Raw genomic sequence first — 14,230 nt, 5'->3', positions numbered from 1 at the left:
TGTTGGTACGCCAAAAATTTAAGTTTAACGGCGTGCCAGATATGCCCTGAGTTAAATCAAAGGGTGCCATCAAAAGTCTGCAAGGCAGCAGCAAAATCAATGAAAGATTCAAATGGTTGGGAAATTATTTCCACGTATTCAACCCGGCAAGCTGTGGAAGACGGCTTCCTTGTTAAAGTTGACAGCAAAGCTTCCGAAGAAGCAGGTATTAAGTACCCAGTTTATCTGACACGGGCAGCATGGGACAAATATGTTGAAGTTCCGAAAGGTATGGAGCAACTACAAAACCTTTCAGGCCGCCTTTGGGATGTGCTGTTCATGTTTGCTTTTCATGCCCGGAATGTTTCCTCCAATTTTTTACAGTACGATTTTATTAGCTATCTGCCTGATGAATGTAACTGGGAACCCAATGAGAAACTTGAATCACCTGAAAATCGATTCAATAGATTGGTTACCCTCAAAGCCGTCATTCAGGCGCAGGATTTCGACGATCCGTCACCTGCCATTTTTATCATGAAACCAAACGAAGATTAGTGAATTCAAGCAAACAATTTTTTAAAACAAAATCATAGGAGGTATTTATTATGCGATATAAAGATGATCCAAAACAGATTGTAGTTCGATATCCCAGTTGCTGTGCGAAGTGTCAAACTCGATTGCCCAAAGGAACCATAGCCTATTATTGGCCACGAACACAAACCTTGTTATGCTCTGGTTGCGGAGAGCCGGAATACCGCAGTTTCCTTTCGGCTTCAGCAGACGAAGATGTTTATGCAGGAAATGGAAATCCATATTAAAATGATTGGGGCTTTTTGCCCCTTTTTTGTTCGTTCTTAGTCAGTTAACAAAAATCTATTATAAGGTTATATGTTACACTCAAATTTCCGACAAAGTTATTAATCGCTTCACGGAATGGTAAAGGGGAACTCGCTTTTCGTAGCTCGTTTCCTTCGGATGCGTTCAGTTTCATGGATTGCCCATTTCGGGCATGAAACTGACATGCACCCCATTGACCTGATCCGTGACAGCTCAATATTGGTATGCCAAAAATTTAAGTTTAACGGCGTGCCAGATATTTCCTTAGTTAAATCGAAGGGAGCCAAAATAAGTCCGCAGGGCAGCGGCAATTTCCCATGAATACTTCATTCGATATTTATGAAATGGTTACCAACCTGATTATTGACCGCCTTGAAGCAGGTGTTGTTCCTTGGCAGATGCCTTGGAAAGCTGAAATAGGATTTCCACAAAACATGGTTCACAAGAAAGCTTACCGTGGTTTTAATTTCTGGTTGCTGTTGACAGTGGCAGATAAGTTTGGTTCTCCTTTCTTTCTCACCTTCAACCAGATCAAAGAATTAGGTGGTCATGTTTTGAAAGGTGAAAAAGGTTTCCCTGTGGTATTCTGGAAGCTACTGGATTCGGAAGAAAAAGACGGCAGCATTGACCACATCCCTTTCCTTCGGTATTATACCGTTTTCAACCTGAAACAAACCGAAGGTATTGATGAAAGCAAGATTCCGGCGACAGAAGCACACGACCATATATTTGATCCGATTGGCGATGCCGAGCAGTTAATTGAATTTTGGTACGATAGTCCAGAAATCAGGCTTGACCAGTCACATGCGTTCTATTCGCCTACCGGAGATTACGTGGGGATGCCAAATCCACGGACTTTCTTCAAGGACGAACAGTATTACTCGACACTTTACCACGAGCTAGTCCATTCTACAGGGCATATCAACAGGACTGGCCGACATGAAAAGCTTTCCGATCACAAATTCGGTTCACAGGATTACAGCCAGGAAGAACTGGTTGCCGAATTGGGAGCCGCATACCTTTGCTACATGACCGGTATTCAAAATGCCACGATAGACAACAGTGCTGCCTATATCAAAAGCTGGATTGGCAAATTCAAGGAAGATAAAAAGATGTTGCTGATTGCTTCTTCTCAGGCACAGAAGGCTGTTGATTACATACTGGAACATCAGGTTCATCCCAACCAGGCGGCAAGTGCCGCTTTGGTTGATCATATGGCGAAGGCAGTTTAGCCTTCGCTTTTTTATCTCAAAATTTCACAGTTAGAAACAATTAAATATTAAAGATATGGAACAGTTAAAAAGTTTTTCAAGTTATATTCTTCAGATCGGGCATAAGTACGGCTTACATTCCGTATTCGATGATTTTTTGGAAATGGTTGTTTGTTCGTTGTCTTTAGGGGCAAAGGAAGACCGTTACCTGGAGATTGTCCGTAATTACGAGAAACCGGATGCCTACCTGATGGCTGAAGCTTTTGGTTCACTGGTTATCGAAATGGACAGCAACGGTGATGGGCTTAAAGATGGTTTTGGTGATTTTTACATGGAATACCTCAGCTATGGCAGGAATGGACAGTTTTTCACCCCGGAACCAATATGTGATATGATGTCCAGAATATTGAACCCTGCAGGTTTTGGTGAGAAGGTGGCCGATTGTTGTTGTGGCTCTGGCAGGATGTTGCTGGCAGCAGGAAGGGTAAGCCGAAAATCGTTATTCTTTGGAGCAGATATTGACCGCACCTGTGCAATGATGTGTTTGATCAATCTATGCCTGAATGGACTTTTGGGAGAAGTCTGTTGGATGGACACGCTGATGACCCGCTTTTATGGAGGTTGGAGGATAGAACTCCATCCGGAGAGGATAGTCCCATATATCCGTGAAATAACCAAAGAAGAAAGCTACATGGTGCTAAAGTTGCCGGAGAGGAAAGAAGAAATCATCAAGAAACAGGCTGCAACGCAGCAGTTGTTGTTTGAATTCTAGGGGCAGAAATGCCCCTTTTTTGTTCGTTCAATTTTTTAAAAGGTAAAACCACTCCATTTAAAATTGCGGGCAAAGCTATTTGCGCTTCACGGAACGGTAAAGGGGCGGTTGCTTAAAAAAACAGAAAAGCAACCGTCTTTCAGATGCGTTCAGTTTCATGGGTTGCCCATTTTTGCATGAAACTGACATGCACCCCGTTGACCTAATCCGTGACAGCTCAATGTCGGTTACGCCGAAATTTTAACCGGCGAGCCAGATGCCATAAAAAGACCGTAGGGCAACGGCAAATAATTATGAATAATGCAGCTAAAAAACTTGATTCAGAAGTTGCTGAACAACCCAAAGCTTCTTTGGAAGTAGTAAAGAAAGATGAAAAAGTGGCAGTTGTTGAAGTTCCTTCATTGGAAAAGCGCATCCAGAAAGTGGAAGATCTGAGCATGCTCATTGAAAAGTGGCGCAAGTTAACCGAAACTCGCAGAAATCTTCAGACCTTCTCGCTGGGTGCCGATGGAATGGGTGCCACTGTATTCCTTCGGGATGCTTCAGGTAAGGAGTTTAAAACCTCTAATACCCCGGTTGTATCAGCCGTGATGGATGAGATCAAATCCACTTTGGATGAAAAGATCAAAGAAGTTGAAGATCTGATTAAATTCTGAAAAAAAAGAGGCGAAATGCCTCTTTTTTTGGTCGCTAAAGCTCTGGCATTTTTGTAGGATTCAATAAGTTGAGAACTTTGATCTATTACGAAATAGAAGGTATGAAATTAAAACCAGGTAATTAAAGAAATATTTCCTTCCAATTGATTTTCCAATTTATCCTCAAGACGAGGGAAGAAGTCAATACCTGTTTGCTGTTCAATCTGATCTACCGGGACTACAAATTGTTCCAGACTTTTTGAGGAAGAGGCGTTTGGCAGTATTAGTCCTAACATGATTTTTTTCGACTCAGAGTAAAGTACTTTATAGTAATAACCCGGAACTGTTACTTTATCAACACCAATTGTGCCTATGTTGTCCTTGAAGATTGGGCCAGTTGCAACATCCAACCCATCAAAGGCTAAAGCCCACGTTCTTACTTGATCTTCCAACGTACTCCATTTCCCACGGTTGAATCCCGGCACTTGCGGAGACATGTTTGAAAGGTAAAATGTTTCTGACATTGACATTTTGTTCAAAGTCATATCTGCAGCCGGGCAAAGATGTCCTCTGTCGTATCCTGAACCCTTATAGTCCTCAAGTGTGGCGGAGCCAGTTGTAACAGCCGGATCGGCTCTAAAGTCATCAGTCCGAGTTTGATTTCCGTTGATTAAATCCGGAGTTAATTGATAATAGACCCAATATGCTTGTTCATTTTCTTCTGAATAGGCAAGGGTGTAATATGTATGTTTGATTATTTCACCTCTAAATTTAGGTTCGAGGCTTACATTATCGTTAGGGTGAATCTCCGAATCACTTTTGCATGATATTGACAGGATGATAAATAGTAAAAGAATTATTTTCTTCATATTTATTGTTTTATTGCCTCAAATTTATTGACTTTTAAAATAAGATGTGTTAAATTGTACAGACTTTATTGGGATATATTAAAGTAAAATCTTTGAGTTTGATAACTTCAGTTTCGACCGAAGGTTTTCTTAATCGTAAAGATTATTGAATGTAATTGATTAATTAAATCTGTCAAGTACAGATACAATAAATATGGCTACACATGAAAGTGGATAAGTACCCAAATCTAATAGTATTTCCTCAGTTTGTTCAGTGCTATAACGACCAGCAAGACTAATTACAGTTGGTATAACATGGAAAAGCCTCATATGACACGAAAAAGTGACCTTTTTCAGATTGAAAAGCCCATTTTACAAGGAAATTCTCGAAAAAAAAACGTTGCTTTCAACTCTAAAGAGTTGTTTATATATAGAGTCATATGACAACAATCGAAAAAATATTAATTGACGGTGGTCCAATGATGTCAAGTGAGCTTGTTAAGAAACTTGAAATCATTGATTCAATACCAAATAATACTGCAAGTCAGCGAGTTGCTAGGAATAAAAAAATTGAGAAAATAAAAGGATTCTTTAAAAGCAATCAATCACTTTGTTTTCTACCAATTCATGAGAAAGATGGAGGTCTATTTAGTGTTCTTATAACTTCACTATTCGAAAATGGCAGGAAATATTGGTATTGTTTGAATGCGATTAGATTGCATGGCGGAGTTATAGAAAGAAAATATTTAGAGTGCTTTACCAATTATCCAATACTCCCATTAAAAAAGCATTTGCCATTTGAAAAGGTAATGCAAATGTTTATTAGTGAGGGAATTTTAGCTTATAGCGGGGATTATTATTATTTATCCCCGAAACTTGGACAAGTTAGACCGAATTCTCTGGCTAACACAACGGTTGACTTAATAAAGTCTTCCTTATTGACCAACTTTGGATCATTAACTAAAAACATTGGATTAATATCCTATAATTCTGGTGAAACGTTTGCTGAATATGGTAAATTTCGATGGGCATTTAAAGGAGTATCAACTGTTACAGGATTGGTTCACAATGGAAATACAGGGTTTTTGCTAGCCGACATTATCATTGGAACACCAATATTTAAAGAAGATGTATTGTTTTTTGTTGAGAAAATAAAACATATACAGAGTTTCAATAATGCGGGGAAATTGATTCCTTTTTTAATAGTTGATGATTTAGATAAAGAAGCACTTCTACATTTGAAGCAAAATGGAATCGTCGTTGGTTTTATTGGAGAATTGTTTGGTCAAAAATATGCTGATACATTAAAAGAATTAATTACTATTCTGGATAATGCAGGAGCTAGCTTGAAAAAAACACCTGAAAAATATCTCGACTTAATTAAGGAATTAAATAAATATAATGAGGGATTAGCAAATAACATGAGAGGTACTTTCTTTGAATTTGTTGTTGGCCACATTCATTCAATTGATAGTAATAGCAGTATTGATTTAGGTCGAGAAATTTTTGAAAACGGATTTCGTCATGAAATGGATGTTGTAGCTAATTACCCGCATAAAATTGTAATTGCTGAATGTAAAGCTGTTAAATCCAAAATTGATATTGAGACTGTTGATAATTGGTTAGGCAGAAAAATACCTGTATTTAAAAATTGGGTGGAAAATCAAGAAACTTGGAAGCGGAAAACTCTTGAATTTGAATTTTGGTCAACCAGTGGGTTTACAGATGAGGCATTTACAAAATTGCAGTCGGTATCTTCGAGTTCCCAAAGATATAAAGTGTCATTTTTTCAATCAAATGATATTCGAGAAAGAGCAAAAACGATGAAAAATAAAAAATTGAAAGAAGCTCTGGACGATTTTTTCTTAAAAATAAAGGTATAATTTGAAAAAAAGCCAAGTTGGTAGAAACGCTATTTCATTGTGGTTTCAATTAGGACAACAATGGCATTAAGGCATGATAGAAAAGTTATAGTTTCGTATGATAACACAAATATTGAAAGACAAAGCTAACATTCGATTTTATGTTCCGTGATAATCCAAACCACAAACAAAATGCTTGAAAGCCTCTGCACACATAACATTGATTCAGCTTGTAGGCAAGTTATTTTTTGCTTTAACCTTAAACAATAGACTTATGTATATTTCAGGAATAAAAATTAAGAATTATAGAAATTTCAAAGACTTAGACATTGAATTCAATCATGGATTAAATGTTATTATTGGGCATAATAATTCGGGAAAGACCAACCTAATTAAAGCGCTTCAACTTGTGCTGGCTAGAGGTTTAAAAGAGAAGCCTACAGTAGATGATTTTTGTAAGTTAAATCTTGACTATTCCGAGCCACCTTCAATTGAGATTTCAATTTTTATAAAAGAATATGACGACAACGTAGATGATAAAAATGTTGTTTATGACTGGCTGATTAAAGACTCGCCTGAGTATATGGCACAGCTCACATATGTTTTTGAACTACCAACGAAAAATCATGATGATTACAGGACTCAAATTGAAAGTTGTAAAAATGAGGGAGGTGATTTTGTTCAGGATAAATGCATTAGATTAATTAGCAAAAAATTTCTATCTAAGTATGTAGCTAGAATGTACGGCGGATTGCCATCAAAACAAGAAAAAGCTGAATCAGAAAGTTTAGATAGATTTGATTTTCAATTTCTCGATGCTATAAGAGATGCTGAAAAGCAAATGTTTTACGGGAATAACACATTATTAAGGGATGTCCTTAATTATTTCTTAGATTATAACTTGACAAATGGACAAGGATTTGAAAACTTATCACCTGAGAATATTGAAGCATTAAAGCAACGTGAGAATGAGTTTAATGAAAAATCTAAAGAACTACTTGAAATATTAATCGGTCGAATTGATAGAGAAAAAATACTTCAATATTCAAGAGAAACCGGGGCAGACAAAGGAGGACAACCTAATTTTGATGCAGAAATTACGGAACAAGAATTGCTATTTGCGTTAAGATTAATTGTTGAGAAAAGTGGTTTTAAAATACCAATTAAAAATAATGGATTAGGATATAACAACTTACTATTCATAGCTCTGATACTTGCGAAAATGCAAATGGAGTCTTCAAACTATATGGGAGATAATGCTAAAGTATTCCCTGTTTTGGCAATCGAAGAACCAGAAGCTCATCTTCATCCTTCGATGCAGTCTAAATTCCTAAAATTCCTGAACTCTAATAAACAAGCGAGACAAATATTCATTACTTCACATTCAACGCATATAACGTCTGCAATAGATCTTGATAGTTTAATTTGTTTGTATGATAATGTAGGAGGAACTACAGATGTCGGTTATCCAGGAAAAGTATTCTCTGAATCGGAGGACGACAAAGATTCTAAAATATATGTCCAACGCTTTTTAGATGCTACAAAATCGAATATGCTCTTCGTTAATAAACTAATTTTTGTCGAAGGCTTGGCAGAGCAACTTTTAATTCCTTGTTTTGCTCAATATCTGAACCTTGAGAATTCTTTAGTTAACGATCATGTTGGAATAATAAGTGTTGATAGCAGGACATTTAAACATTTTATAAAGCTATTTGCATATAATGAGAAGGATAGCCCGTATGCAATCAATAAAAAAGTTGTTTGTATAACTGATGCAGATCCAGCAATAAAAAAGAATAATAAATGGGTCGCTGCTTTTCCATTTGAGCTGGATGATACAGAAAACAGCAAACCTCTTTCCAGCCATGTTACAGAGTTAAAAGACAATTTTGAAGCGAATTACCCAAATATTTTTGTTTATCATCCACCTATCAGCGTTGGTAAAACTTTGGAATATGAGATATGCAAAGAAAATCCCAAGTCATCTTTACTGATAACCAGCTCATTCCCTAGTCAGAATAGTGCTCATACTCCTGCAAATTATCAAGATGTTACATCAAAGTTTGAAAATGATTTGAATACCATTATTGATGAATACAGAATTAAGTTAGGAATTGAAGATATAAATGAAAATGAAATTTTATCCAGTATTTCGAATTGTACATGGGAGAACGAGGTTGACAAAAAAAAGGCTCTTATAGCAGCGATATACTACAAAATTGTATCAAGCGCGAAAGGCGAGCATGCTTTTTATCTTGAAAAAAGCCTTAGAGAAAATATACTTAAAGAGGGGGATGCAAAACTTGATTTCAATGTGCCAGAATATATTATCAATGCAATTAATAAAATAGTCGAATAATATGCCTGATATTAATTCTTTGCCACATATCTCTACACTTGAAAATATTGAAACCGACTTTAAGGTTTTCGCTGGTCCTGGGGCCGGAAAAACAACATGGCTGATTTCTCATTTGGAAAGGGTATTACGTGAATCTAATCGATTAAATAAAACTGGGAAAATAGCTTGTATTACATATACGAATGTTGCAGCAGATGAAATCCAAAACAGGTTAAAATGCGATAAAAATCGTTTTGATATTTCAACAATTCACAGTTTTTTATTTCGCAATATTGTTAAGCCGTTTTCATACCTGATTGAAAAAAATGATGATGCCGAGGTCTTGTTTGATACGTCAAAGCTAGATGGCCATGATGAACATATTCCTCGAAGAGATATGATAGAATCTTGGGTAAGAAAAATAAGTGAGGGAAAAACGAAATATTGGTATCTAACTTCAGCAGAAAACTATCCGAAACTATCCAAATGTTTGTCCGATATCGATTGGTCATTTGATGAAAATGGGATATTACAAGTTAAGTTTCGTAACCGATGGACTAACTCTACAGCTAGTGAGATTCGCATGCCATCTTCTAAGTTGTTCGATTACAAACAAATATGCTGGAGGAAGGGATTTCTATATCATGAAGATGTTCTGTATTTCTCTCATCTAATAATTTCTCGTTCTCCAAGAATTTTAGAATTTATTAGAATAAAATTTCCATACCTATTCATTGATGAGTTCCAGGATACAACAGAGATTCAAACCTGGATTATTGAAAAAATTACTGAGTCAAACTCAAAAGTGGGCATAGTTGGTGATTTGGCTCAATCGATATATAAGTTTACTGGTGCTAAACGGACGGATTTTTTAAATTTCAAAAACGGTGATGCTTCTGAATTCAAGCTTAATCATAATCATCGTTCTACAAATCGAATTGTTGATTTTCTTAATTTGCTTAGGCCAGACATTAATCAAGAATATGGTCAAAATAAGCCCGATGGTTCTTTTGTTAAAATACTCATTGGGACAATTCAAGCCGCTAAAACATGGTATGAAGAAAATTATCCTGAAAATACACTCTATATACTTACGAGGAAAAATACAACTGTTTCTGAAATTAACAACCAATTAGGTGTCGCTAATTCGAACTTGTTAAATGACTTATATTCAAATGATTCAAATCCTCAAAGAGTTAAATTTATTCATTCCATCCTAATGAGTATTAGACTTCATGAAAAAGGCGATTTGAAGAATGCTTTAAATGAAATTTTCAAATCTGTACGTAGGTCAGGTGGCTCACAGATATTAAAGCTTAGTTTAAGAAGAATTGCGATTAATATCATTGACGCATTAAAAGTAGATGAAAATAGGAGTAAATCAATAGCAGAGTTTTACTTAGAGGTAAAAGATAAGATATTAGACGAATATGGTTTTGAAATTGGAAGTGGATTACGAGCAGGAAATGCCAAAAGTTTTTATGAGACGCATAGCATAAATGACATTCTCCCGTTTATTAAAGTTGATACAAAATCAGATGAGTTTGTAAGAACAATTCATAGCGCAAAAGGTACTGAATTTGAGAATACTTTGGTACATTTCGAAACAATAAATGAGTTCCGAAATTATATAATAAATGGACAAAACCACATAGATTCTCTGGAAGATGATTGTAGAATATATTATGTGGGTTGTAGTAGAGCAATGAAGAACCTATATATTAGCATACCTGATGCAAACGAAGCTGATATTGAAAATATTGAAAATTTAAGTATGGAATATGTTAGAGTATAATACCTAAACAAAGTCAAGCACATTGCCTAGTCACGCGAATCCGACGCAAAAGCTTAAACAAGCCCAAGAACTTGCCTGCCCAGACATATATTGACATGAACCTAAACGTTGATAAAACAAGATCGAATTTACAAAATTCAATTCTTAGCTTTATTTCAATTTCGTAAAATTTGTTTATATTTGTATTGTAATGAATTGAATATCAGGCGAGACTATATCGAGACCTATTGAAATAAGCACTTAGTAAAACATTGATAATCAGCTCGGAATAAGGATGCGTTCAAACTCCAGCTGGGTCACTTGATGGGACAAGTCCAAATTTAATGGATTTGTCCCATTTTTTGTGCTTTGTATTTTGCTGTCTATCAGCAGCATAAGTGTGAGTGCTTCGTTGATTCTTGTGGTTCGATATTGAAATCCGTCAAAAGTCAATTTTTCGGGGAACATCGAACCAATGATTTTTCTTTTCTGTGTTACAGTTCCATTTTCATACAAAACATCCAATTGCGAAATGCTGCTGATTGCTTTATCCCATAAGGGTTCAATGTTGGTTGTATCTGAGTGCGACGCTGATAATTTAGCCTCCAGTCTGTTTATGCGTTCCTCGCTTTCGGCTTTTATTGTGCGGTAATCATCAGCTTCAATGTCCCCACAGATCAATAGTTCTCTTGCTTTTGACAGTCTTTTATTGGCTTCTTCCAACTGTATCTTCAGTTGTTGAACTTCGTTGCGCTGGACGTGTGTTTTAGCCTTATAAACGCTAACAATTACTTCTTTGAATAATTGAAGGCGGGGTAATGGTTGAACATACTTCCGGATTTCATCCACTATCTTAGCATTAACTTCCGGAGCTTTATAACGAATGCCACAGTCGGAACTACAATGATAATAGTGGTAGTATTGATTACGTCCTTTGGAGGCACTGGCGGTTAACATCCGTCCACAATTGGGGCATACCAGAAAACCTCTCAATGGAATGTTATCATCGGCAATTATCTTGGTTCGTTTAACTTTTTTGCGTCCGTCCAATACATCCTGCACCGCATAAAACAGGGCTTCAGATATTAAAGGTTCATGCTGCCCCTGAACCATGAATTTTTCTTCATCCTTATATTTTGGTATACAGATTATACCGCAATAGACAGGATTTCGTATGGCCACCCAAAAATTGTTTTTACTGCATATAAGGCCTCTTTCCTTTGCCATTTTCCATATCTGTTCGGTATTGAATTTTCCATTGGCAAGTTCATTGAAAGCCCAGCGCATTATATCTCCCTGTATGTCTTTAGGTGCTATATATTTCTTTCCTGATTCCGCTATTCTATTGATATATCCTATGGGCGCAGTACCCATCCAACGCCCTTCCTTTTTGGCACGTCTCATTCCGTGAAAAGTATTCAATGCTCTTCTGTCATTTTCCACTTCGGGTGCTGCCAAGTAAAAGGCTAGCATCATCTTGTTTTCAGGAATGGATAAGTCCAGTGGCTGTTCAACGGCCTGCGGCTCGACTCCCAGCCGCCGCAAAGTACTTATCATCTGGTAGGCATCTCCGGCATTTCGGCTGAACCTGTCCCACTTGGTAAACAGGATAAGGTCTGAATGCCCTCTGTGTTTTCGAAGGTCAACTAATAATTTTATCCACGCCGGACGAGTGAATGTCTTTGCAGAATGGTCCTCATAAATCACCTTTCTTACTTGGATGGAGTTTATTTCACAGTATTTATGTAGTCTTTCATCTTGGTCACGTTGGGAGTAACCCCTGTCAGCCTGTTCGTCGGTGCTTACCCGAATATATAAATCTGCAATTTTCATAATCTGATAATAAAAAGGTGGAACTAATGCAACAACTTATCCCCGTAAATTTACAAAATTATGCTGGTTTAGCCAGGTATTGATCTACTACAATGTCGGCCATTTCGTATAAAAAATTCAGGATAATCTTTGCCTGTTCTTCTGTAACCTCGATACCGTCTTTTTTCAAAAGTTCCACTGCTTTATCAGGTGGTATTCTCTCAATCTCCTTGTTTCCCATCTCTCACCTCCTGCTATGGACTGCAAAAACCGGGTTCCCAGTTTTTAGCTATCTGGTCAATCTTCTCGATAACGTTTTTCTAACCCCTCATTTCCACGCCAACATTAAACGATGGCTGCTTAATTTGTCAGCAACATTTTTACCCATGTTAATGAATGAAAATTTACACAATAAAGTTAGTTACCCCAATTCAAACCATCCTAATCAAAATATAGTGAGGTTATGTAAAGACCAAACTGCCTGTTTAACTTTGTGCCATTGAGGTTTAAATGATGAATGAAAATAGGTAGGGCAATAACGGAAACTGTGGGAAGTTTGCCACGTTCCTGCAAACGGCAAGATGTCCGGTTGTTAAACAACCGAATCTTGCCGCCCCACACTCGGAACTCGTGGGCGGGGAATGCTGAAATGATCAAATGAGTTTGAAAACGATAAAATGAGAGAAGATGGGAAGAGAGAATTCAAACCGGACACGCATCATAGGGCTACGCCAGACACCCGCCGAGTATACAAAAATTGAACGAAAATGGAAGGCGAGCACCTGCCGAAAGCTAAGCGATTATGTGAGGCATAGCCTTTTTGAAAAACCTGTAACCAGTTACTACCGGAACCAATCTTTGTATGAATTTATGGCTGAAATGGTGCAGCTTAGAAATGAACTGAACCACATCGGAAACAACTTCAACCAGGCTGTAAAACGATTGCATACACTTAACCAGATTACCGAATTCAGAAGCTGGCTGATCGCTTATGAGGTAGAGAAAAAGACGCTCTTTAACAAAGTGGACGAAATCAAAAAGCATGTTCAAAAAATAGCAGAATTATGGTTACAGTAATCAAAACAGGAAACTCCATTCACCGTATTTTTAACTACAATGAGAATAAGGTAAAAGAAGGAGTTGCGGAGTGCATGGGGGCCGGAAATTATCCCATTGATTCGGATAAAATGAGCCTTTCGATAAAGCTGAATCGTTTCCTGAAACAGATTGAACTCAACGAAAATGTAAAGCGCAACAGCGTGCATATATTGTAATATTCGGTCAAACTGACCACCCTGTGCCGATTTAAATTGACCATGTGTTGCCGATTTAAATTGACCACCTAAAAGTACCATCTAAAAACTACCTTTTTTCAATGTCGTAATTGATATTCAAAATTGTAAAAATTATTCTTTGTTGATACTCTTTTTCTTTCTCATTGATTCACCATGTAATTCGATGCGGTGAGCCTGATGGATAAGGCGGTCTAATACCGCGTCAGCAATGGTTTTTTCACCAATAATATCATACCATCCCTGAACAGGTATTTGTGAGGTAACAATGATGGAACCTTTATTGTGCCTGTCTTCGATGATTTCCAATAGTGTTATCCGGTTCTGACTATCGAGTGCCTGGAGTCCAAAATCATCGAGTATAATAACATCCTGCCTTTCGATTTTCGCTAGTTCCTTCAAGTATGAGCCATCGGCTTTTGCCATTTTTAACTTGGAAAACAACTTCGATGTATTGAAGTAATTTACCCGGTAGCCCTGGATACATGCCTGATAACCCAGTGCCGTTGCCAAGTAACTTTTACCCACACCAGTACTTCCTGTGATTAAAACATTCTCATTCTTCTCTACGAACTCACACTCTCCAAGTCGTAAAATGAGGTTGCGTTCCAGGTTCCGTGATTGATCAAAAGTTATGCTTTCGATGCTGGATTTGTAATGGAACTTAGCATTTCTAATTAATCTCTCTATTTTTCGGTTGTGGCGCTCGTCCCATTCGGCATCAATAATCATGGATACAAACTGATCAATGGTGTAATGATCAGTTTTCCCGGTTTCAACAGCAGTTTTAAATGCACCATGCATTCCGGAGAGTTTCATTTGTCTCATTTTTGTCAACGTTGATTCATTCATAATAATTTGATTTTAAGT

The 14,230-nt window shown here is 37.2% G+C and carries 14 protein-coding genes; 10 read left to right on the top strand and 4 right to left on the bottom strand.

What is annotated here, in order from left to right; genetic code table 11:
- Nucleotides 1-99: 99 nt before the first annotated feature.
- From AQPE_RS01980 to AQPE_RS01960, 5 genes are all read left to right on the top strand, one after another.
- A complete protein-coding gene (locus AQPE_RS01980) occupies nt 100-534 on the top strand; it encodes a DUF6573 family protein (protein ID WP_318349365.1) in 435 nt (144 codons plus the stop codon).
- Nucleotides 535-912: 378 nt separating this feature from the next.
- Entirely contained in the window at nt 913-1,137 is a 225-nt protein-coding gene (locus AQPE_RS01975) for a hypothetical protein (RefSeq protein WP_318349364.1), read from the top strand.
- Nucleotides 1,134-2,048, top strand: coding sequence for an ArdC family protein (locus AQPE_RS01970; protein WP_318349363.1), 915 nt, complete (start codon nt 1,134-1,136; stop codon nt 2,046-2,048). The genes AQPE_RS01975 and AQPE_RS01970 overlap by 4 nt, the downstream gene beginning before the upstream one ends.
- A 55-nt stretch (nt 2,049-2,103) precedes the next feature.
- On the top strand, nt 2,104-2,799 hold the full coding sequence (locus AQPE_RS01965; protein ID WP_318349362.1) for an N-6 DNA methylase: 696 nt from the start codon (nt 2,104-2,106) through the stop codon (nt 2,797-2,799).
- Between the two features lie 293 nt (nt 2,800-3,092).
- Complete coding sequence (locus AQPE_RS01960; protein WP_318349361.1) at nt 3,093-3,455, top strand: hypothetical protein; 363 nt, start codon at nt 3,093-3,095, stop codon at nt 3,453-3,455.
- Nucleotides 3,456-3,562: 107 nt separating this feature from the next.
- On the opposite strand, the gene AQPE_RS01955 is transcribed toward AQPE_RS01960, so the two are convergent.
- Nucleotides 3,563-4,303 (bottom strand): DNA/RNA non-specific endonuclease, encoded by a 741-nt coding sequence (locus tag AQPE_RS01955; RefSeq protein WP_318349360.1) that lies wholly within the window; start codon nt 4,301-4,303, stop codon nt 3,563-3,565.
- 419 nt (nt 4,304-4,722) lie between these two features.
- Between AQPE_RS01955 and AQPE_RS01950 the strand changes: the two genes are divergently transcribed.
- The 3 genes from AQPE_RS01950 (at nt 4,723) to AQPE_RS01940 (ending at nt 10,277) form a co-directional block, all read left to right on the top strand.
- On the top strand, nt 4,723-6,165 hold the full coding sequence (locus AQPE_RS01950) for a hypothetical protein (protein WP_318349359.1): 1,443 nt from the start codon (nt 4,723-4,725) through the stop codon (nt 6,163-6,165).
- A 253-nt stretch (nt 6,166-6,418) separates the two neighbouring features.
- A complete protein-coding gene (locus AQPE_RS01945) occupies nt 6,419-8,503 on the top strand; it encodes an ATP-dependent nuclease (protein ID WP_318349358.1) in 2,085 nt (694 codons plus the stop codon).
- A 1-nt stretch (nt 8,504) separates the two neighbouring features.
- On the top strand, nt 8,505-10,277 hold the full coding sequence (locus AQPE_RS01940) for a UvrD-helicase domain-containing protein (protein WP_318349357.1): 1,773 nt from the start codon (nt 8,505-8,507) through the stop codon (nt 10,275-10,277).
- Between the two features lie 258 nt (nt 10,278-10,535).
- On the opposite strand, the gene AQPE_RS01935 is transcribed toward AQPE_RS01940, so the two are convergent.
- Nucleotides 10,536-12,089, bottom strand: coding sequence for a recombinase family protein (locus AQPE_RS01935; protein ID WP_318349356.1), 1,554 nt, complete (start codon nt 12,087-12,089; stop codon nt 10,536-10,538).
- A gap of 58 nt (nt 12,090-12,147) precedes the next feature.
- Entirely contained in the window at nt 12,148-12,309 is a 162-nt protein-coding gene (locus AQPE_RS01930) for a hypothetical protein (protein ID WP_318349355.1), read from the bottom strand.
- A gap of 446 nt (nt 12,310-12,755) precedes the next feature.
- Between AQPE_RS01930 and AQPE_RS01925 the strand changes: the two genes are divergently transcribed.
- Nucleotides 12,756-13,145, top strand: coding sequence for a plasmid mobilization protein (locus AQPE_RS01925; RefSeq protein WP_318349354.1), 390 nt, complete (start codon nt 12,756-12,758; stop codon nt 13,143-13,145).
- On the top strand, nt 13,133-13,342 hold the full coding sequence (locus AQPE_RS01920; RefSeq protein ID WP_318349353.1) for a hypothetical protein: 210 nt from the start codon (nt 13,133-13,135) through the stop codon (nt 13,340-13,342). The genes AQPE_RS01925 and AQPE_RS01920 overlap by 13 nt, the downstream gene beginning before the upstream one ends.
- A 132-nt stretch (nt 13,343-13,474) precedes the next feature.
- Here the strand turns inward: AQPE_RS01920 and istB are convergent, their stop codons facing one another.
- Nucleotides 13,475-14,212: an IS21-like element helper ATPase IstB gene (gene istB / locus AQPE_RS01915; RefSeq protein ID WP_318349352.1), complete on the bottom strand. Its 738-nt coding sequence runs from the start codon at nt 14,210-14,212 to the stop codon at nt 13,475-13,477.
- Nucleotides 14,213-14,230 lie beyond the last annotated feature (18 nt).

Origin of the sequence: Aquipluma nitroreducens (assembly GCF_009689585.1) — a bacterium.
Taxonomy (GTDB): Bacteria; Bacteroidota; Bacteroidia; order Bacteroidales; family Prolixibacteraceae; genus Aquipluma; species Aquipluma nitroreducens.
This window is presented reverse-complemented; position numbering and strand designations above follow the sequence as displayed.